We start from the raw sequence: 20,955 nt of genomic DNA on the forward strand, positions 1-20,955 counted from the left end.
GAGGGTCCCGTCTTTCGCGGCCTGCAGCCATTTGGAGAGGAAACGCAAAACTGTCGCAATCACCCAAAACGCCGGTTCAGACTGATTCGCTAGAGAATTAAAACTGTCGCAGCCTGAAACGACGCGGCTTTCACGTGTATTCAGAGCCATCATTATCGATAGCCTGCTTACAAACATGTAATTCCTGGATCACGTGGATGACAGCTCCCAGTCGGTAAGCTTCACTCATGTCTTCATGGAGTAACAGAAATGAACACCGCTAAAAGCATTGCCGCCCTCATGCTCGTAATCGCCTCCTCATCCGCTTTAGCTGAAGGAGGATCTGATCGCTTACACGGAAAGATGATTCAGGCAAATGAGCAAGCAATGCGTGCCTACGCCGCTGCCAATGGAAAAAAACCACCTGAAGTGATCCATTATCGCTACGGAATGAAACTGGATGTGGCGAGAGTTATCAGTATGACTTCGCTCAAAGGTAGCTGCGACGTGATGCCGACACAGATGAATTACGAGGACTCAACAGGTGAGTTGAAAATCCTCGAATATCGCTCTGCTGGAATTAACTGTAGAGGTCAAAACTGACCGAAGGGACAGGGTAAGTCTTGGAGTAAGCTGACCACGACCAGCGCTGCAGCTGGTCGGCTGGCCGGCAGAAGCCCTTCCCCCGGGGCATCTTGCATTACGTGTCAGGATAACTGGCAACTACTTGATCGTCCCCACTCTTGGTGAGGCCGATGACTTGATAGGCGTGTTTCATGCCATCAACCTCCATACCTGGTGAGCCAGCGGGCATGCCAGGTACCGCGACGCCTGCCAGGTCGTTGCGCTTTATGAGCTCCTGCACCTGGGCTGCGGGGACGTGACCTTCCACAAACTTGCCATCGATAACCGCGGTGTGACACGAAGCCAGCCTCGGAGCTACTCCTAGCTCTTGCTTCACCGCCCTCATGTCCGTTTCAACGTGGTCGACGACCTTGAAGCCGTTTGCCTCCAAGTGCGCTATCCATTTCTTACAGCAACCGCAATTAGCGTCCCGGTGCACATCGATAGTCAGGGGCTCCGCAGCAAAGGCGGCTGAGGCGATTAGAAGTGACGCTGCGGTACTTAAACCGAGGAAGCGGCGCTTACTTGTCATGAGTGTGCTCCTTCCCGTCTTTGTGCACATGGGTTTTGGGAGTAGAACCTGTGTGGTGGTCCGAGTGCGCCTCGCCGGACTCGTGTTCACCGTGGTGCTCCGCTACTGATGAAGACTCCGAATGCGAACTGCCATGATCATGACTTTCCTCAGCCACGCCGTTTGCTGCGGAATCATCATGATTTCCATGACCTGATTTCGCACCACCGTGTTGGCCTTCATGGTTATGCATATCGCTTTCGCCACCGCCATGTTGGTGACCACCACTGGAAGCGACCATCATCTGGTACTGCTCAGCATTGAGTTGCGGTAGCTGGTCCAGGAACGCGACGATTCCCCAGATGTACTGGTCGTCCATGCTCTTACCCCAGGCTGGCATGCCTGTCGCTTTGATACCGTGCTTGATGGTCCAAAACGCAGCAGCAGGGTCACCGCTTACACCTATCTCGGTGAGGTTTGGTGGGGATGGGTATAGGGCTTGGCTGAGTTCAGTTTTCTCCACCCCTGGCGCGAGGTGGCAACCGATACACATGGCGTTGTAGTTGCCTGCCCCTGCTTGGATGAGAGCAGGATCTTTAAGGTTTGGCACCTCAATGTCGCTTGCTCGGACTTCAATCGAGCGATCCCGCGCCATGGCCAAAAACGCATGCACAGCGGGGAAGTGTGGGTCGTCCGCACCAACGTTCACGAGACCGAAGTAAGCAGCACCTAGCACTGCTGCGCTAGTAACAGCACCTGCCGCCACCAGCGTTGTAATTGTTTTTTTCATGTTGAGTTCTCAAAACCACATCCGAATACCGGCCACAAAACGAGCTTCGTCCACGTCCCCGCCTTCATCCCGAATGAAATCGGCGGTTTTGCCGTAGGAACGGCTCCAGGTGACACCTATGTATGGCGCGAACTGGCGAACAATCTCGTACCGTAACCGCAGCCCGACTTCGGTGTTTGCCAGGCCAGAGCCGACGCCGCGTTCCGGGTCGTTCTTGCCATAAAAGTTGGCCTCAGCGGTTGGCTGAAGAATTAAACGATTGGTTAGCAAGATGTCGTACTCGCCCTCCAGACGGGCAGCGGTTTGACCGTTCTCGCCGATAAAGGCGGTGGCTTCAGCTTCGAAGTCATACAGGGCCAGGCCCTGAATACCGAACGCAGCCCAGGTCTGCGGATCCTCCGGTTTGAAATCCTGCCGGACGCCGGCGACAACATCCCACCACGGGCTTACCGAGCGGCCATAGAGGAGCTGCAGCTCAGCATCTTCAGTCACACCATTGGTTCGTTCACCTTCCGAGCGAATCCAGAGCCTATTGATATCGCCGCCCACCCAGCCGGATGCATCCCAAGCAAGCGTGCTACCTTCATCGGCATCTTGGTATTCCAGTTGGTCTAGCAAGAAAAAGCTGTTGAACCCGCTGTCATCCATTTTGTGCCCGTCAAGCGGGGGGAAGGCAGCCTGCCGGTCGGCATCAGTCAGCACCGGGATTGGCGTACGGCTGGTCGGGGTCGGCGAATCAGCGTTCCCGTTTCCCATCGTGGAATGACCCATCGCGCCATGATCCATGCCTTCCATGGACCCGTGATCCATGCCTTTCATGCTTCCATGGTCCATCTTGCTGTGGTCCATCGAGGCGGGTTTCGCTTTGGGCTGGCCATGGCCCATTTTGCTGTGATCAACGGGTGCAGGTTGCGTGGGTTGCTTGCTCGCGCCCATCTGGCTGTGGTCCATGCCCGGCATCGCAGCCTGTGATGAGGCGTGGTCCATCTGCATGGCACCGTGGCCCATTGCCGAGTGGTCCATTCCGGAATGATCCATTTCAGCGGCGAAGCTGGGCGAAACGCCCAGCACACCTAAAGAAACGGCGAATGCCAGCAGCGATGGTCGTGCAACGCTATTGGCCATTTTTCCCTGCCTTAGCTTTGTCGCTGCCATGCGATTCCATCATTTTGCTGTGATCCATTCCTTCCATGGAACCATGATCCATGCCCTCCATAGAGCCATGATCCATGCCTTTCATGGAGCCGTGATCCATGCCTTCATGGTTCATGCCCTGGGCTTGCTTGCTCTTCGAGCCGTTCGATTGCGCCGCGTTGGACGACTTTTGAGAGTGCTGATCATGGTTGTCACTGGACCAGGAAGACGGGGCGTACACCGCGAGCAGGCCAACCATCGCGGCAGAGAGGAAAAAGGCGCTTCGTTTCATTGGTTTGCTCATCTCGTATCTCCAGTTCATTCGTCCACGCGGACTTCTCGGAACATGCCCATCTCCATGTGGTACATGAGGTGACAGTGATAGGCCCAGCGCCCGAGTGCATCTGCGGTTACGCGATAGCTTCGTTTCGAGCCAGGCGGCATATCGATCGTGTGTTTTCGCACCATGAAATTGCCGTCCTCATCCTCCAGGTCACTCCACATGCCGTGCAGATGGATGGGGTGAGTCATCATGGTGTCGTTGACCAAGGTAATACGCAGGCGCTCGCCGTACTTGAGCCGCAGCGGCTCTGCGTCAGAAAACTTGATCCCATCGAAGGACCAAGCGAACTTTTCCATATGCCCGGTAAGGTGCAGTTCGATTGTCCGGCCAGGTTCCCGGCCGTCAGGGTCGATGAAGGTGCTACGCAAATCCGAATACGTGAGAACCCGACGCCCGTTATCGCGAAGCCCGATCCCCGGATCGCTCAGCTTTGGCGTAGGGGTCATGGTCTGCATATCGACCAGAGGGTTGTTTGTTTCGGAGGCGGGATGGTTCTGCATGGCACCGCTGGCGGCCATATTGCTTTGGTCCATACCGGTCATGTTGCCGTGGTCCATGCCAGCCATCTTGCTATGGTCCATACCGGCCATGCTGCCGTGGTCCATGCCAGCCATCTTGCTATGGTCCATACCGGCCATGCTGCCGTGGTCCATGCCAGCCATCTTGCTATGGTCCATACCGGCCATGCTGCCGTGGTCCATGCCAGCCATCTTGCTATGGTCCATACCGGCCATGCTGCCGTGGTCCATGCCAGCCATCTTGCTGTGGTCCATACCGGCCATGCTGCCGTGATCCATGCCACCCATGCTGCCGTGGTCCATCCCCATATCACTCATGGAGATGAGAGGCCTTGGATCTACAGCCGGCACCGGTGCCTGCAGGCCCTCACGGACAGCCAAGGTACCCCTTGAATAGCCGGTGCGATCCATGGATTGAGCAAAGATGGTGTAAGCCTGCTCGTTTTCAGGCTCGACAATGACATCGTAGGTTTCAGCAACGGCAATCCGGAATTCATCGATCGACACTGGCTTAACGTACTGACCGTCGGCTGCGACAACCGTCATTTTCAAGCCGGGGATCCGCACGTCGAAATAGGTCATCGCCGAGCCATTGATAAAGCGAAGCCGGATTTTCTCCCCTGGCTTGAAGATTCCCGTCCAGTTCCCATTTGGCGCCTGGCCGTTCATGAGGTAGGTGTAGGTGTGCCCGCTCACGTCAGCGAGATCGGTTGGGCTCATCTTCATCTCGGCCCACATCTTTCGATCGGCCACAGCAGCAGACCAACCTTTCTCGCTCACGTCGTCGACGAAGTCGCCAACGGTGCGCTTGTGGAAGTTGTAATAGTCCGACTGTTTTTTGAGCTTGGACATAACCCGCGCCGGGTCTTCGTCGGTCCAATCACTCAGCATGACGACATAGTCACGATCGTAGGTGAAAGGCTCTGGATCCTTGGCATCAATCACCAGCGCACCGTAAACACCGACCTGCTCCTGGAAGCCCGAATGGCTGTGGTACCAGTAGGTGCCGTTCTGGTGGACCTTGAACTTGTACTCGTACATGCCGTCGGGAGCGATGCCATGGAAGCTTAGACCCGGCACGCCGTCCATATTCGCCGGCAGGATGATGCCGTGCCAGTGGATGGACGTGTCCTGCTTCAAGCGGTTGCGAACCCGTAGCGTGACCGTGTCGCCTTCGCGCCAACGGAGTATTGGTCCTGGCAGCGAACCGTTGATGGCCATCGCCGTTCGAGCTGCCCCGGTAATGTTCACCGGGAGCTCCCCGATGTACAGGTCAAAATCGGTGCCGGTCAGTACGTTAGGCTGGCCAGGGCTGGTTACGGCCCAGACCGGCGCGCGCCACATGCCCAGCCCACCCAGTAGTCCGGTAGCAGCCAGGCCTTTGACGAATGAACGTCTCGTGGTTTTGCTTTGCATGCCGTTGCGTCCAATCAGGTAGATCGCTGATATCCAGACTGCGGGATCCGCAGCCATCTGGTTTCAATTGAGCTCCCCCAAGCCTCGTAGACTTTCGCCAAAGCACAAGGATTGCGGGAGGCAATACCCCGAAAGCTGACATAGTTCAGATTCCGGGGTGATTACATTTCTGTAAGCTAAGCTCAGCAGCTCTCGTGGCCGGGGTGCTTTTGGCTTTGGGCGGTAACAGGAGCCTCTGCTTTTTTCTCCTGAGCAACCTGGTAAGCCTGCATGGAAGATGCACGTGCAGCTTCCATCCTGGCGAAGGTGCGATCCGCGCCGCCTTCAGCCAGGGCGAGGCTCGCCATGCCGAAGGTGACTACCATCACAATCGCTTTGATCATGTTCATTTGCGTTTCCTCTAAGGGTCAGTTTCGCCTGATTGGCGCCGTTCACAGTGCTCAAGCTAGCTACCCGGCACTGTCAGCAAGCTGAGCCCGACATTACTTTTCCGTCAGCTTCTGGTTGGGTGCCTTTTTTGCTGCACACTGAAGGGCATCCAAGGGGGCGCAGCAGATGAAATTACTCGTAGCCGAAGATGAGCCAAAAATCGGGGCCTACCTGCAGCAAGGGCTGACGGAGGCAGGCTTTACCGTCGATCGTGTGGTCACAGGGACCGACGCGCTGCAATACGCTTTGAGCGAGGCGTATGACCTGCTGATTCTTGATGTAATGATGCCGGGGCTAGACGGCTGGGAGGTGCTGCGGATGGTACGTGCGGCAGGGAAAGAGGTCCCAGTCTTGTTTTTGACGGCCCGTGATGGCGTGGACGATCGCGTGAAAGGGTTAGAACTCGGGGCTGACGATTACCTGGTCAAACCCTTTGCATTCTCGGAACTGCTAGCGCGTGTGCGCACTTTGCTGCGAAGAGGCAGCAGTGGCTATGCTCAGACCACTATGAAGATGGCTGACCTGGAGGTAGACCTGCTTAAGCGCCGGGCCACCCGAAATGGCAAGCGGATCGACCTCACAGCCAAGGAGTTCTCCTTACTGGAACTACTCATGCGCCGACGCGGCGAGGTACTGCCGAAGTCCCTGATCGCATCGCAGGTGTGGGATATGAACTTCGACAGCGACACTAACGTGATCGAGGTTGCTGTTCGTAGGTTGCGGGCCAAGATTGATGACGATTTCGCCCCCAAGCTCATACATACAGTTCGTGGCATGGGCTATCTGATGGATGTTCCCGAGTAATGCGCGCCCAATCGTCGCTCGTTAAACGCCTTACCCTCATGTTCATGTTCGCGGTCATCGCCGTATTGGTCGTTGCCGGCGTGAGCTTCTACATGCTCAGTCAGCACCATTTCCAGATGCTGGATGAGCAAGCCCTGGCCGAGAAACTCGAATCCACCCGGCACATCCTTTCACTTTCAGCAGCACGTGATGAACTTGAGGATCAGGAGCCTCAACTGCGTGCTTTGTTGGGGGCTCATCAGGACCTTTCTGCGGAGATTCTTGATGCTGACGGTACTGTCCTGTTCTCGGACTCCAAGGCATCCCGCATCCCTGAGCGCTTTAAGCAGGCCTCTTCTGGCGCCGTTTGGGACTGGCAAATCGACTCGCGGAACTTCCGGGGGATTACCTCTCAACTGGCTATAGCGCAGGCGCAGGCGCCGGTAACAGTCATGTTGATGCTGGATGTCACCAGCCATGCCCACTTTTTCAAGACGCTGCAATGGTGGTTCGGCATTGGCTTGGTCATCAGCGCTCTGGTTAGTGCAGGATTGGGGTGGATCGTGGCCAAGAGCGGTCTTCGGCCGGTTGGGCAGATCACCAAGGTGGCGACATCCATGTCTGCCCGGTCCCTTCGCGAGCGAATTCCATTGGAGCCCGTGCCGCTTGAATTGCAGGAGCTGATCCTCTCCTTCAACGGAATGCTTGCACGCCTGGAAGACGCGTTCGTCCGGCTATCAAACTTCTCAGCCGACATCGCACATGAGCTGCGGACTCCGGTAAGTAATCTTCTGACGCATACCGAAGTCGTTCTGACCAAAAAACGCGACCTCGATGCCTACGAAGACAACCTCTACTCCAATCTTGAAGACCTCAAGCGCATGTCGCGCATGATCGATGACATGCTGTTCCTGGCAAAAGCTGATAACGGCTTGATCATCCCCGAGCAGGTTGATATCGATCTGGTCGGGCTAGTGTCCAGACTGATTGAGTACTACCAGCTTGCAGCCGAAGACCGAAGCATTCGGCTTGCCCTTCAAGGCGAAGGTACGATCCGTGGTGACCGGCTAATGATTGACCGGGCGGTTTCCAACATTCTATCCAACGCTTTGCGCTATACCCCCGAAGGCCACGATATCGCCGTCCGGATTGTCGAGGCGGCTGATCAAGTGAACCTGTCCGTCCAGAACAATGGGGCCACGATTGATCCGGAACATATCAACAAAATCTTCGACCGGTTCTATCGCGCTGATCCTGCAAGGCGGGAAGGAAGCCCAAGCAACGCCGGCTTGGGTCTGGCCATAACGCGTTCGATCATCGAGGCTCATGGTGGGCGAATTTGGTGTACCTCCGCTGACGGCGTGACGAGTTTTCACATCGCTCTGCCGCACGCCAAACAATCCACTTCCAAGCCTCAAACGGCTTAATGCTCATTTCATGCGTGTAACCTATACTCGGCCATCATGAACCGGCTCCTACGACTGTTCACCATCCTGCTTCTAATCGCATCGCTTCCTCTCAACGGCATGGCGGGAGTCGACTCAGCCATTGAACCATGCCCCATGCAAACCATGGGGATGGAGATGATGGCGGGGATGGATCACGATTGTTGCCAGGATACTGATCCAGGATCAGCTGCCGACCACTCCAAAGCCTGCAAAGTGGGCCAGGAGTGTAGAACCGCGAGCACAGTTCAGGTCGAAATAATTAACCCCACGCTCACCTATTCTGCGCCTAGGCCAGTAGATACCTATGCGGTGAGCCTCGTAAACAGGGCGCCTCCTGACCCTTGGCGGCCACCCCGCGCCTGATTACCTCTTAAATTCACCCCATCGTCCTGTTTTGCAGCCGGATGATGGCATGCGCTTGCGCGCTGATTTTTTGAGGAATCATTTCCATGACTCCCCCACGTTACCGATTAGGGATGGCATGTCTGGCCGCTCTGATCAGCCTGTTGTCGACGTTACCGGCTCAGGCTACACCGTTGTCTCTGGAGGAAGCGCTTCAACTTGCCGAACGCAATGCCCCCATCCTCCAGGCCAGGCAAGAGCAAATGACGGCCGCTCGACACGCTGTGATCCCAGCAGGCGAGCTGCCTGATCCACGTCTCAACCTAGGAGTGCAGAACCTTCCTGTTGACGGCAGTGATCGTTGGAGCATGAACCGCGATTTCATGACGATGCAGGTTGTCGGCCTCTCCCAGGAAGTACCAAACCGGGACAAGCGGGAGGCACGAGTTGAGACGGCACGAGCGAGCGTTGAGCGAGCCGATGCAGAGGCGGTGTTCGAGCGCTTAAAAGTGCGTGCTGCCACAGCCCAAGCTTGGGTCGCGGCGTACACCGTTCAACGGAAACTGCAGCAGTTTGAGGACTTCTACAAAGAAAACCGTCTGTTGGCCGCAGCAATCCGCGCACGCCTGGCCGGCGGTACCGGCGCGACGGCCGACGCACTTGCTCCTGACCAGGAAGCTGCGCAACTCGATGAGCAAAAAGATGTTCTGCTCACACAGGCCGCTCAGGCACGGGCTGCACTCAAGCGATGGATTGGAGAGGATGCTGATCCGCAAGCTCAAGCATTTCCGCGCTGGCCAGTGAGCGCGCCGGACTATCTACACGCTATACATGCACATCCAGAATTGGCGACCTACAACGCCCTTACGCGGGAAGCACAAGCTCAAGTGCACCAAGCCTTGGCAGAAAAGAAGTCGGACTGGGGGTGGCAGGTGGATTACCAGCGGCGCGGGCCTGAATTCAGCAATATGGTGAGCCTGCAGGTAAGTTTCCAACTGCCCTTGTTCGCTGGCTCACGGCAGGACCCGATGATCGCGGCACGTCGCGCACAAGTCCGGCAACTGGAGGACGAACAGGAAGCGGCATTGCGTGAGCATAAAGCGCAGCTGGAGACAGATCTTGCGGATTACCAGCGATTGCAGCGAGCAGTGCAGCGCAGCCGTGAAACATTGTTACCGCTAGCGGAGGATCGAGTCCGCCTCGCCCTTGCTGACTATCGAGCCGGTAAATCACCCTTAAGTGAGGTTCTCACCGCTCGACGTCAGCGGGTTGAAACACGACTGCAAGACATCGATCTGCAAGGACAGTTGGCCGCGACAGCTGCACGGCTGCACTTCGCGTATGGAGAGGTGCGCGCATGAGAAATTCAACTATCAGCCTTGTGGTATTGGCCGCGTTGGCTATCGGCGGTGGCGTTGGCTATCAGCTAGCAAAGCGTGGGCAGGTGTCCACTGCCTCCCCTGAAACGCTACAGAAGGTGCTGTATTGGTATGACCCGATGTACCCCCAGCAGCACTTTCCAGCACCGGGCAAGTCGCCCTTCATGGACATGCCACTGGTGCCGAAGTACCAGGAAAGCACCGCTGCTGAGGTGAGCCCCGCAGTTCAAGTTTCACAGGGGCTCCAACAAAACCTGGGGGTCCGTCTGGCTACCGTAGCGAAAGGGCAGCTTGCTCGAACCCTCCAGGTGAGCGGCGTGCTTACCTTCGATGAGCGGGATTTTAGCGTTCTGCAGGCTCGTACCGGTGGCTACGTCGAACGCACCTATGGCCGCGCTACAGGCGACGTGGTTGCCAAGGGCGCCCCATTGGCAGATGTGTTGACGCCTGAATGGGCGGGCTTGCAGGAAGAGTACCTGGCGCTTCAGCGATCTGGGGACAATGAATTGCGCGCTGCAGCTCGGCAACGACTACTGCTGGCGGGTATGCCTGCCGATCTTATCAACCGGATTGACCGTACGGGAAGGGTCCAGAATTCGGTAACGCTCTTGGCCCCAACAGCAGGCGTCCTTCAGGCTCTGGAATTGCGGCCAGGCATGACAATGACACCGGGTGCAACGTTGGCGAAGATCAATGGTATCGCGAACGTCTGGCTTGAGGCCGCAGTACCTGAAGCGCAAGCCCAAGGCCTACAGGAAGGACAGGCAGTGCAGGCGAATCTGGCAGCGTTCCCAGGCGAACCTGTTCCCGGCAAGCTGACCGCATTGCTGGCTGATGCGGATCTGCAAAGCCGCACCTTGCGGCTTCGTATAGAACTGCCCAACCCCGGCGGCCGGTTGCGCCCAGGCATGACCGCGCAGGTTTCCCTCCATCCGTCCGGGCAACAGGATGACAGCCTACTGGTGCCAGCCGAGGCGATCATTCGGACGGGGAAACGCGATCTCGTAATGGTGTCAGAAGACGGAGGTCGATTCCGGCCGGTGGAAGTAGTGCTCGGCCAGGAAAGTGCTGGCCAGGTGGTCGTGCTGCGAGGCCTTCAGGCGGGCCAGCGCGTTGTGGCGTCCGGGCAGTTTCTGCTGGACTCCGAAGCGAGCTTGAAAGGTATCGAGGCCGTTACTGCTGGCGATGCTCCACTTGCGCAACCTGTACAGCCGGCTCTACATCAGGCCAATGGGCGCATCGTTCAAATAGAAGGTAATCAGCTGACCATCGCTCATGGACCGTTCGTGACGCTGGGCATGCCTGGTATGACGATGACTTTCCCTGTGGCAGATCCCCGCTTGATTGCCGGACTCAAGGTTGGCGAACGCATCCGGTTTGGAGTGCGCGAGCGCGATGAAGGCATGGTCATCGAGCAAATAACCCAGCAGGAGAACCAGCCATGATCGCGAACCTGATTCGTTGGTCGGTTGGCAACCGCGTCCTGGTCCTGCTGGCAACACTGTTTGCCGTAGCTTGGGGCGTTTTCTCTCTGCGCAGTTTGCCGATCGACGCGTTGCCTGACCTGTCAGATGTGCAGGTGATTATCCGCACCTCCTACCCAGGGCAGGCACCGCAGATCGTGGAAAATCAGGTGACATATCCCCTGACCACCACAATGCTTTCCGTACCCGGAGCCAAGACAGTGCGGGGCTTTTCAGCATTTGGAGACAGCTTCGTATATGTGTTGTTTGAGGACGGCACAGATCTCTATTGGGCGCGGTCCAGGGTGCTCGAATACCTAAGCCAGGTTCAGTCTCGATTACCGGCGTCCGCTAAGCCAGTGCTCGGACCCGATGCCACTGGTGTAGGCTGGATCTACCAGTATGCGCTGGTGGACCGCAGTGGTACCCATGACCTGGCACAGCTGCGCAGCCTTCAGGACTGGTTCCTGCGCTTCGAGTTGAAAACTCTTCCGGACGTTGCCGAAGTGGCGACGATAGGCGGGATGGTCAAGCAGTACCAGGTAGTGCTCGATCCGCTGCGCATGGCCAGCTTGGGAATCACTCAAGTTGAGGTTTCGGACGCCATCGCCAAGGCCAATCAGGAAACCGGTGGCGGCGTGCTCGAACAAGGCGAAGCTGAGTTCATGGTAAGGGCTTCCGGCTATCTGAAGTCACTCGATGATTTCCGAGCCATTCCCCTGCGCCTGGCTGCGAAGGGTATACCCGTAACACTGGGCGATGTAGCCACTGTACAGCTGGGCCCTGAGGCACGTCGCGGCATCGGCGAGCTTGATGGACAGGGCGAAGCGGTGGGCGGCGTAGTAATTCTGCGCAGTGGCAAGAATGCGAAAGATGCCATCGCTCACGTCAAATCCAAGCTTGAATCGCTGGAAAAAAGCCTGCCTGCCGGGGTCGAGCTGGTCACTACCTACGACCGTAGCCAGTTGATCGATCGTGCTGTGGAAAATCTGAGCCAGAAGCTGATTGAAGAGTTCATCGTGGTCGCACTGGTGTGCGCTGCATTTCTTTGGCATCTGCGCTCATCGTTGGTCGCCATCGTCTCGCTTCCGGTTGGTGTCCTCATTGCCCTGATCGTCATGCGCCACCAGGGCATCAACGCCAACATCATGTCGCTTGGGGGCATAGCCATTGCAATCGGTGCGATGGTGGACGCCGCTGTGGTGATGATTGAGAACGCGCACAAACGGGTTGAGGCTTGGCATACGTGGCACCCTGGAAAGTCGTTGCGTGGCGAAGATCATTGGAAAGTGATGACTGAGGCAGCAGTCGAGGTCGGGCCTGCGCTGTTCTTCAGCCTCATGATCATTACGCTGTCCTTCATACCGGTATTCACCTTGCAGGCTCAGGAGGGAAGGCTGTTTGCGCCCCTCGCATTCACCAAGACTTATGCAATGGCAGCAGCAGCGGGCCTTTCGGTTACCCTGGTACCCGTGCTGATGGGGTACTGGATTCGGGGTCGTTTACCGGCAGAAGAGCGCAACCCACTCAATCGAACCCTGATACGGCTCTATCGCCCAGCATTGGAGATCGTTCTACGCCGGCCAAAGCTCACGTTGGCGGGTGCACTGTTGATTTTGCTCAGCAGTGTCTGGCCCCTGAGCCAGCTCGGCGGCGAATTCTTGCCGCCACTGGATGAAGGCGATTTGCTGTACATGCCGACTGCCCTGCCAGGTCTTTCGGCGCAGAAAGCCTCTGAGCTTTTGCAACGTACGGACCGGCTGATCCGAACGGTACCGGAGGTCGCCAGTGTCTTCGGTAAAGCGGGCCGGGCTGAATCAGCGACCGACCCGGCCCCGCTGGAGATGTTCGAGACGACTGTCCGACTTGAACCGAAGGATCAGTGGCGAGCAGGGATGACCACTGAGAAGCTGATCGAAGAGCTGGACCGTACCGTGCAGGTACCTGGGCTAACCAATATCTGGATCCCACCGATTCGAAACCGTATCGACATGCTCGCAACCGGTATCAAAAGCCCGATCGGCGTAAAGGTTGCCGGCAGCAATTTGAATGAGATCGACCGGGTGACTCTGGCTATCGAGAAGGTGGCCAAAACGGTTCCAGGGGTGACTTCCGCCCTCGCCGAGCGATTAACCGGTGGACGCTACATCGATCTGGATATCGACCGCCAATTCGCAGCGCGTTACGGCCTGAACATTGCTGATGTCCAAGCGATTGTTGCCGGCGCCGTTGGGGGCGAAAACATCGGCGAAACCGTAGAAGGCCTGGCGCGATATCCCATCAGTGTTCGGTACCCACGGGAGTGGCGTGACTCTGTTGATGCCCTGCGGCAGCTACCGATTTACACCAGCCAAGGGGGGCGAATCACACTGGGAACCGTGGCACGGGTGCGTATTGCGGACGGTCCACCCATGCTCAAGAGTGAAAACGCGCGCCCCTCGGGCTGGGTGTATATCGACGTGCGGAGACGGGACCTGTCCTCCGTCGTTGCCGACCTGCGCCGGCTAGTCGATCAGCAGGTGAAGCTCGATCCTGGCATAAGCTTGAGCTATTCCGGGCAGTTCGAATACCTGGAGCGCGCCAATGCGCGCTTAGCATGGGTAGTACCGGCGACGCTGGCCATTATTTTCGTCCTTCTCTACCTCACGTTTGGCCGCCTCGGTGAAGCGCTGCTGATCATGGCTACCTTGCCATTTGCGCTAACCGGCGGCGTATGGCTGCTGTACATGATGGGCTACAACCTGTCGGTGGCCACGGGTGTCGGTTTTATCGCCTTGGCTGGGGTCGCAGCAGAGTTTGGAGTCATCATGCTGATCTACCTCAACAATGCCTGGACTGAACGAAACGGCAACGGTACGCAGGGGCAACCTGCGCTTCTGGATGCTATCCGCGAAGGGGCCGTGCAGCGCATCCGCCCCAAAGCCATGACCGTAGCAGTGATCGTCGCAGGCTTGATGCCAATCCTCTGGAGTAGCGGTACCGGCAGCGAAGTCATGAGCCGGATCGCTGTACCCATGGTCGGCGGCATGCTCACCGCGCCTTTGCTCTCACTATTTGTAATCCCTGCGGCTTACTGGCTCGTCAGGCGCCGCGGACTCGCTGTACACGATAACCCCCAAACAGGAGTAACCCGATGAAGAAGCTACTGATCAGCGCTGGCCTGGTGTTCGCCGTTGCGGCGGCGGTGCAGGCCCAAGACATGTATGGCACGGATATGAAGAATATGCCCATGGAAGGCAACGAGACCCAAGGCAGCCAGGCGGCTCCGACTGCATCGGCTGAGGGAACCATCAAAGCTTTGGAACCAGGTAAAGTTACCTTGGCGCATGGACCAGTATCAGCCCTGAAATGGCCGGCAATGACCATGGGCTTCAGCGCTACCGAGCAGCAACTCAAGGGACTCAAGGTAGGCGACAAGGTCAGCTTCGATTTCCGAATGAATGGGGGCACAGCGACGATCGTAGGCATTCGCAAGCAGTGACGGATTGACTTCTAACCCTGCCTATTAGAGCTGATAGGCAGGGTCATTTAGCCAAACTTTGGAAAAAGTGCTGCCGCAATTCCTGACCGCGCCGCCTTCAGCTCTGTGCCTCGGGACGCTAGTTGGTCTTTGCGCTCTGTAGCCGGGATGCATTCAGATCAGAGTAGTAGCTGACGTTTGAGCAGAGATCTTCGTGCATCACGATCTATATGGGTCGAAAGCGGACAGGGCATCGCAAAGTCATCCAACTGCCTGAGTTATCCGAACGCCAACAAGGATTCCACCGAGCTTGTCGACAAGAAAACCCGCGACAACTCAGAGTGTTATCCGAGCAAACAGACTTTGGATACCCTATTCCCGCTAGAAACACTGCCGCTGAAACCCTCCTGGCATGTAGCTCCTTCGTCCTACGCTTCAGCCTCTATGACCCCCACCCAACCTTTCGCGCAGGTGCGGAACGAACCTAGGCGTAACGCGGGTATAAGCTTCGTAGGCAGCGCCAAACTGCTTGTGCATTTCCCGCTCTTCGGAAACCGCCAAACGCCCGTACATCACCAGCAACACCGGGAACATTGCCAGCGTCAGCAGCGTCGGCCACTGAAGGAGAAAGCCCAGAAGAATCAGCACAAATGCCACGTACTGCGGATGTCTGATCCAGCCATAGGGCCCGACCGTTGCAAGTGAACGGCGGCGTTGCGCGTGATATAGCACGTTCCAGGCGGCAGAAAGCAAATAGAAGCCGAAACCCAGGAATAGGTAACTGGCAATGTGCAAAACACTGAAGTGTGGGTTGCCCTGGTCACCGAGCAACGTCGACCACAGATGGCCGGATTCGTGGGAAAGCAGATCGAGGTTGGGGAACCTGGCCTGCAACCAGCCTGACAACAGATAGATCGTCAGGGGGAAGCCATACATTTCCACAAACAGGGCAACGATGAAGGCCGAGAATGCACCGAAGCTCCTCCAGTCTCTCGCCGTTGCCGGCTTGAAGAAACTGAAGGCAAACATGATGAAGATCGCGGAGTTGATGAAAACCAGCGACCAGAGGCCATACGCGCTTTCACCATGATTCATGATGGATCTCCCGGCTTATGGATATCAGCCTTATCGGAGGGGGCCGGTTTGCTCTGGCCCTGGTGATGGTGTCCCCCATGTCCTCGATGCATGAAGACATGCATCAGCGGACAGGCGAGCAACAACAGATAAGGCAGGGCTCCAACGACATGGGCAAGGTGCTCGGTGAGCAGGAAGTAGACGGCGATCCCACCGATTACCACCAGGCCGATTGCATAGCGTGAACGCCAGAAACTGTGTGGTGAGCCGTTTTCATCGAAGTGAGGGTTCATAGCGACTCCTGGGAAAGGAGATGGGTTACTTCGATGCAGCAGATGGCATGCGGTCCATCATCATCTGCATCATCGACTCCATCATGTCCATGCGCTTTTCCATCATCTGGTGGCGGGCGGCCATATCCCCGCCCATGCCGCCATGCATGCCCCCCATTTCAGGCATGCCACCCTCCATGGACTTCATCATGGCCATGCCATTTTTCATCAGCGCCATATGCTCGGCCATCAACGCCTGACGGGCTTCCGGCGTTTTGGCTGCAGCCATCTTTTCGTGCATGGCTTGCATGGCCTTCATTTGCTGGTCCATCGCCGCCATTTGCCCTTTGTCCATTGGCTGAGAAGGCGTCTTCTCGGTAGCCGCCGCGCTTGGCGCATCGGCCGGGTGATGTGTCGAGTGTTCATCGGTGTTTTGCGCCATGGCGCCCACGGACGCTGCGGCCAAACAAAGTCCGATCAGTAAATTTCGAACGTTGTTCATCATCATCTCCTTAGCACTGTTTTAAAGCCGGATGCCTTGGTCTGGGCGCTAGGCCTCACCTGGCACGACAAGCAAATTACTGCGCCGGCGTGAATGCTCATTTTTCGCGTCGTGCTCGGGTTGTACACCGACGGGCTATTATTGGGCACTCGGCGGCTCGAAGCTGATCCCGTTTGGCCCGGCGCCAACCTTATGGGTAGCAACGACCTTTCGGCTGCTCGTATCGATGACAGATACGGTGCCCGCTTCAATATTGCTGACAAACACATAAGCGCCGTCGCTGCTGATGGCCACACCATGGGCACCCTTGCCGGTGGTCACGGTGCCCAGGCTGCTACGCGTCTGGAGATCTACGATGGAGACTCGGTCGTCCGGATTCTGGCCACTGCCCTGATTCGCGACATAGACCTGGCGACCGTCAACGGTGGCCATCATCTGGATTGGCGTGCGGCCGACATCAACCTTGCTGATCACCTTGCGTCTGGCCGTGTCGATGATGCCAAGCTGATTTGTCGCACTGAGCGAGACGAATGCCAGGCGACCGTCAGGGGCAAAGCCGACCTGGACAGGGCCTTTGCCCACGGGAATCTGCGCGGTTTCTTTGAGTGTGACGACATCGATAAGCGATACGCTGTCGCTCTTCATGTTCGCGATATAGAGTGTCCGGCCATCAGGGCTCAAGCGCAGCCCATGGGGATAACGCCCAGTTGGAATACCGGGCAACTCGATTCGCTGCTCAAGGTCAAATACTCGCACCTGGTTGGCAGCGGAATCGGTCACAAAAGCTCGCAGCCCGGTGACGTCGGTGACCACATGAGCCGGGTGATCGCCTGCCGGGAAGCTGAACGGTGGCCTGTCCAGCGCGCTGGTACTGAACACCAGCAACTGCCCACCGGGCTTTTCACCGCTCGAATGCCCCGCATGTCCAGCCACTCCAACAACCAGAAGCAAGCTGCCGTCGGGCGAAACCTGTAGGTTGTGGGGTGCGATCGGCAAGGCGACCGTGCTCACATCACCTGTCGCAAGATTTACCTGGCTAATGGAAGCGGACCGTTCATTGGCCGTGTAGACGTTACCCGTAGGGTTTGCCATGACCAGCCCCAGAGGGATGAGCAGGGATATCCCCAAGGCCATAGAACTAAACCGCTTGGCAGTCATCATTGTGAATGAGCTCCAACGAGGGGCCGGGGTATGTGAGCCAGGCTGGCCTATACATTTACTCAAGATAAACACCAATCGCGAAGCATTTTCTTGATCAGCGTCAACGTCCACAGCTTGACTCGGCACTGGGTGATCGAAGGCCGTCCATTTCTTGGGGAGTATTGCTGGCTATCCCGACCCGGAGTCAGTCGACATCAGGCTGTATATGAAGAAACCGCGCCATGAAACATGGCACGGCGGCTTGCCATCTGAGCGGTAACGAGACTTAGCGACTGACTTTGGTTGGGTAACCAAGCGCCTGGACCAGTGCACCGACGCGTTCCGCCTCGATGTTGCTTTGGACACTCACTGTACCGGCAGCACGATCAACGATCACCTTCGCGTCGCCATCGGCAGCCTGGATGGCCTTGGTGATCTTGTTGACACAACTGCCACATCCCATACCGGAAACTTCCAAAACGAACATAGCGGGCCTCTCATGCTGGTACGGCTTTTCTCGCCGCATTTACAGCTTCAACCTTGACACGATGACAAGGTCAAGGCCCGGTCAAAGGATTTATCTTCGCCCTGAAATCTTGTCCAACTCCTCTGGCGGCGGCCCCTGCTGCATCACAATTGTCCCTTACGATCTTGGCAGAAGATGGCGGACGTCGCAGTTGCCCGATGTCCTCCATCAGGACCAGATTGGCGCCGAACTCGCGGACATACCCGCTAAGGCCAAAGCCCTAGACAGTCAGTCATATGGATCAGGCGTTGAAACGCTGATGGCGGAACTTCCTCTCATAGGTTGCGGTGTGCCCATTTCAGTCTGTGACTACGCGCTTCAGCCGCAGTGCGTTGAATACCACGGAAGCCGAACTTACGCTCATGGCCAATGCCGCAATCATCGGTGACAATAGATGGCCGGTAAGCGGGTAGAACAAACCTGCCGCCAGCGGTATGCCCATAGCGTTGTAGAAGAATGCGAAGCCCAAGTTTTGACGCATGTTCTTCACCGTGGCCACGGATAGTGTTCTGGCCCGCAGGATGCCCATCAGGTCGCCCTTGACCAGCGTCAACTGGGAGCTGTTCATGGCAACATCGGTGCCAGTTCCCATGGCGATCCCGACATCAGCCCGGGCCAGCGCAGGGGCATCGTTGATCCCATCTCCTGCCATGGCAACCCGGCGCTTATCGCCCTGCAGGAGCGCCACCAGTTGCTCCTTGTCCTCGGGTTTCACTTCTCCGTGGACTTCCTCGATGCCGAGTTGTTTCGCGACCGCACGTGCCGTAGTCAGGCCGTCGCCGGTGGCCATGATGACCTTCACATCTTCTGCCTGTAGCCGGGTTACCGCCTCCTTGGAGGTGGGTTTGACCGGATCGGACACCGCTAGCAGGCCAGCGAGCACGCCATCGACGGCCAAGTACATGATACTCATGCCTTCCAGACGCAGCTGCTCGGCGCGGTCTCGCAACGGACTGGTGTCGAGGCCAGCCTCTTCCATCAAGGTCGTGTTGCCAAGCTGCAGCCGTTTGCCGTTCACCTGGCCACGTACACCGATCCCAGAGCCCGACTCAAACGCCTCTGGCTTGGACAAGCTGTGTCCATGCGCTCGCGCATGATCGACAATCGCATGTGCCAGCGGATGCTCGCTGCCTTGGTCCAGGCTGGCGGCAAGGCGCAAGACTTCGGGTGGCATGAACTGCCCGGTACCGACCACGCTATGAAACACTGGCCGGCCCTCGGTGAGGGTCCCGGTCTTGTCGACGATCAGCGTGTCGATCTTGCAGAGGTTCTCGATAGCACTGGCGTCTCGGAAGAGCACGCCACTGCTGGCAGCCTTCCCGGTAGCGACCATGATCGACATGGGAGTGGCTAGGCCGAGCGCGCAGGGGCAGGCAATGATCAGGACCGCGACCGCATTGATCAGGCCGAAGACCCAGCCAGGCTCCGGTCCGAAAAGCCCCCAGCCGAAGAGCGTGACCAGCGCGACCAGAATCACCCCCATGACGAAATAGCCGGCCACGGTGTCCGCCATCCGCTGCATCGGGGCTTTCGAGCGCTGAGCCCGCGCGACCATCTGCACGATTTGCGAGAGCACTGTCTCGGCGCCGACCTTCTGCGCCGCCATCACAAGGCTGCCGTGGGTATTCAGCGTGGCACCGATGAGTGCATCCCCAGCTTTCTTCATCACTGGCACGGGCTCGCCTGTCAGCATGGATTCATCGATAGCACTTTCGCCTTCCAGGACCACCCCGTCGACCGGCACCTTCTCGCCAGGGCGAACGCGCAGGTGGTCGCCCGTATGCACGTGGGTGAGCGGAATATCTTCCTCCTGACCATCGGCCCCGATGCGACGGGCCGTCTTGGGGGCAAGACCCAGGAGCGACTTGATGGCGGCGGAGGTTTGTGAGCGCGCCTTGAGCTCGAGCATTTGGCCGAGCAACGTTAATGAGATGATGACTGCAGCCGCTTCGAAGTAGACACCGATGCGGCCATCCTGCATGAAAGTCGTCGGGAAAACCTGCGGGAACACTGTGGCCGCAACGCTGTATAGGTACGCCGCAGCCGTTCCCAAACCTATCAGGGTCCACATATTCGGGCTGCGATTACGAATCGATGCGACCCCACGCACGAAAAACGGCCAGCCAGCCCATAGTGTCACGGGAGTGGCCAGAATCAACTCCACCCAATTCTGTGTGGCACCATGCAGCAATTGGAGTTGGTGGGCAGTCATGGCCAACACGGTCACGATGACCGTCAGGGGCAAGGTCCACCAGAAGCGGCGGGAGAAGTCCTTGAGTTCCGGGTTCTCGTCTTCCTCAAGCTCCGGTATTACCGGCTCTAGGGCCATGCCACAGATTGGGCAACTGCCCGGCCCACGCTGGCGGATTTGGGGATGCATCGGGCAAGTGTATTCGGCGTCCGCCGCGTTGCTTGGCTGCGGGGCAGCCGAGTGGAGATGGCCCGCGTGTTCTTGGTCCTGGGGAGGGCTAAGATAATGCACAGGCGCTGCGCGGAATTTCGTCAGGCACTTTTCACTGCAGAAGCGGTATGTCCTTCCCTCGTATAGCTCGAAGTAGCGACTATCCGGTGGCACCGTCATACCGCATACCAAATCGCGCTGACTACCATCCGGTTGCTCATACGGGTGCGAGTGGTCATGGTCATGGTCATGGTCATGCTGGCACGATTCGGTGTGCATGAAGTAGTTCCCTTTGTTGTCCGGTTTGGACGAGTTTTCACCCTTCTGGTGAGAATACCCGCCATGGTTGTGCCCGAAGAGTTGCGTCAGCGGACAGAGCAACAAAATTAAATAACTGTAGTGCCTGTGACAGGTGGCCATA

At 57.4% G+C, this 20,955-nt stretch carries 19 protein-coding genes; 7 read left to right on the forward strand and 12 right to left on the reverse strand.

The window, feature by feature from the left end:
* The first annotated feature begins 249 nt into the window (after positions 1 to 249).
* Positions 250 to 582: a DUF2790 domain-containing protein gene (locus ACE4QZ_RS02060; RefSeq protein ID WP_011953079.1), complete on the forward strand. Its 333-nt coding sequence runs from the start codon at positions 250 to 252 to the stop codon at positions 580 to 582.
* 97 nt (positions 583 to 679) lie between these two features.
* Here the strand turns inward: ACE4QZ_RS02060 and ACE4QZ_RS02065 are convergent, their stop codons facing one another.
* From ACE4QZ_RS02065 to ACE4QZ_RS02090, 6 genes are all read right to left on the reverse strand, one after another.
* Positions 680 to 1,135, reverse strand: a complete 456-nt coding sequence (locus ACE4QZ_RS02065; RefSeq protein ID WP_011953080.1) for a DUF411 domain-containing protein — start codon at positions 1,133 to 1,135, stop codon at positions 680 to 682.
* Positions 1,125 to 1,904, reverse strand: a complete 780-nt coding sequence (locus tag ACE4QZ_RS02070; protein ID WP_011953081.1) for a c-type cytochrome — start codon at positions 1,902 to 1,904, stop codon at positions 1,125 to 1,127. The genes ACE4QZ_RS02065 and ACE4QZ_RS02070 overlap by 11 nt, the downstream gene beginning before the upstream one ends.
* 9 nt (positions 1,905 to 1,913) lie before the next feature.
* Positions 1,914 to 3,029, reverse strand: coding sequence for a copper resistance protein B (locus ACE4QZ_RS02075; RefSeq protein ID WP_011953082.1), 1,116 nt, complete (start codon positions 3,027 to 3,029; stop codon positions 1,914 to 1,916).
* The gene (locus tag ACE4QZ_RS02080; RefSeq protein ID WP_012269845.1) at positions 3,019 to 3,342 is read right to left on the reverse strand and encodes a hypothetical protein; all 324 of its coding nucleotides are present in this window, start codon (positions 3,340 to 3,342) and stop codon (positions 3,019 to 3,021) included. Before ACE4QZ_RS02080 ends, ACE4QZ_RS02075 begins: the two co-directional genes overlap by 11 nt.
* A gap of 14 nt (positions 3,343 to 3,356) precedes the next feature.
* On the reverse strand, positions 3,357 to 5,315 hold the full coding sequence (locus tag ACE4QZ_RS02085; RefSeq protein WP_012269846.1) for a copper resistance system multicopper oxidase: 1,959 nt from the start codon (positions 5,313 to 5,315) through the stop codon (positions 3,357 to 3,359).
* Between the two features lie 182 nt (positions 5,316 to 5,497).
* A complete protein-coding gene (locus tag ACE4QZ_RS02090) occupies positions 5,498 to 5,704 on the reverse strand; it encodes a co-regulatory protein PtrA N-terminal domain-containing protein (RefSeq protein ID WP_011953085.1) in 207 nt (68 codons plus the stop codon).
* Positions 5,705 to 5,870: 166 nt separating this feature from the next.
* Between ACE4QZ_RS02090 and ACE4QZ_RS02095 the strand changes: the two genes are divergently transcribed.
* The 6 genes from ACE4QZ_RS02095 to ACE4QZ_RS02120 all read left to right on the forward strand — a co-directional run bounded on the left by ACE4QZ_RS02095 (position 5,871) and on the right by ACE4QZ_RS02120 (position 14,640).
* Positions 5,871 to 6,548 (forward strand): heavy metal response regulator transcription factor, encoded by a 678-nt coding sequence (locus ACE4QZ_RS02095; RefSeq protein WP_011953086.1) that lies wholly within the window; start codon positions 5,871 to 5,873, stop codon positions 6,546 to 6,548.
* Positions 6,548 to 7,954, forward strand: a complete 1,407-nt coding sequence (locus tag ACE4QZ_RS02100; RefSeq protein ID WP_011953087.1) for a heavy metal sensor histidine kinase — start codon at positions 6,548 to 6,550, stop codon at positions 7,952 to 7,954. The genes ACE4QZ_RS02095 and ACE4QZ_RS02100 overlap by 1 nt, the downstream gene beginning before the upstream one ends.
* Positions 7,955 to 8,424: 470 nt before the next feature.
* Positions 8,425 to 9,678, forward strand: a complete 1,254-nt coding sequence (locus ACE4QZ_RS02105) for a TolC family protein (RefSeq protein ID WP_011953089.1) — start codon at positions 8,425 to 8,427, stop codon at positions 9,676 to 9,678.
* A complete protein-coding gene (locus ACE4QZ_RS02110; RefSeq protein WP_011953090.1) occupies positions 9,675 to 11,141 on the forward strand; it encodes an efflux RND transporter periplasmic adaptor subunit in 1,467 nt (488 codons plus the stop codon). Before ACE4QZ_RS02105 ends, ACE4QZ_RS02110 begins: the two co-directional genes overlap by 4 nt.
* Positions 11,138 to 14,296 carry an efflux RND transporter permease subunit gene (locus ACE4QZ_RS02115; RefSeq protein ID WP_197860483.1) on the forward strand — a complete coding sequence of 1,053 codons (3,159 nt, stop codon included), beginning with the start codon at positions 11,138 to 11,140 and terminating at the stop codon, positions 14,294 to 14,296. Before ACE4QZ_RS02110 ends, ACE4QZ_RS02115 begins: the two co-directional genes overlap by 4 nt.
* A complete protein-coding gene (locus ACE4QZ_RS02120) occupies positions 14,293 to 14,640 on the forward strand; it encodes a copper-binding protein (protein WP_011953092.1) in 348 nt (115 codons plus the stop codon). Before ACE4QZ_RS02115 ends, ACE4QZ_RS02120 begins: the two co-directional genes overlap by 4 nt.
* A 414-nt stretch (positions 14,641 to 15,054) precedes the next feature.
* Here ACE4QZ_RS02120 and ACE4QZ_RS02125 read toward each other — a convergent pair whose 3' ends face one another.
* From ACE4QZ_RS02125 to ACE4QZ_RS02150, 6 genes are all read right to left on the reverse strand, one after another.
* The gene (locus ACE4QZ_RS02125; protein WP_011953093.1) at positions 15,055 to 15,714 is read right to left on the reverse strand and encodes a methyltransferase family protein; all 660 of its coding nucleotides are present in this window, start codon (positions 15,712 to 15,714) and stop codon (positions 15,055 to 15,057) included.
* Positions 15,711 to 15,986: a DUF2933 domain-containing protein gene (locus ACE4QZ_RS02130; protein WP_011953094.1), complete on the reverse strand. Its 276-nt coding sequence runs from the start codon at positions 15,984 to 15,986 to the stop codon at positions 15,711 to 15,713. The genes ACE4QZ_RS02125 and ACE4QZ_RS02130 overlap by 4 nt, the downstream gene beginning before the upstream one ends.
* Before the next feature lie 25 nt (positions 15,987 to 16,011).
* Positions 16,012 to 16,467 (reverse strand): hypothetical protein, encoded by a 456-nt coding sequence (locus ACE4QZ_RS02135; RefSeq protein ID WP_011953095.1) that lies wholly within the window; start codon positions 16,465 to 16,467, stop codon positions 16,012 to 16,014.
* Between the two features lie 138 nt (positions 16,468 to 16,605).
* On the reverse strand, positions 16,606 to 17,628 hold the full coding sequence (locus tag ACE4QZ_RS02140; protein WP_011953096.1) for a cytochrome D1 domain-containing protein: 1,023 nt from the start codon (positions 17,626 to 17,628) through the stop codon (positions 16,606 to 16,608).
* Between the two features lie 265 nt (positions 17,629 to 17,893).
* Positions 17,894 to 18,094 carry a heavy-metal-associated domain-containing protein gene (locus tag ACE4QZ_RS02145; protein WP_004575963.1) on the reverse strand — a complete coding sequence of 67 codons (201 nt, stop codon included), beginning with the start codon at positions 18,092 to 18,094 and terminating at the stop codon, positions 17,894 to 17,896.
* Positions 18,095 to 18,431: 337 nt separating this feature from the next.
* A complete protein-coding gene (locus ACE4QZ_RS02150; protein ID WP_137108948.1) occupies positions 18,432 to 20,954 on the reverse strand; it encodes a heavy metal translocating P-type ATPase in 2,523 nt (840 codons plus the stop codon).
* Between the last annotated feature and the right edge of the window lies 1 nt (position 20,955).

Origin of the sequence: Pseudomonas sp. DCA-1 (assembly GCF_046523955.1) — a bacterium.
In the GTDB taxonomy this organism is placed as follows: domain Bacteria; phylum Pseudomonadota; class Gammaproteobacteria; order Pseudomonadales; family Pseudomonadaceae; genus Aquipseudomonas; species Aquipseudomonas putida_Y.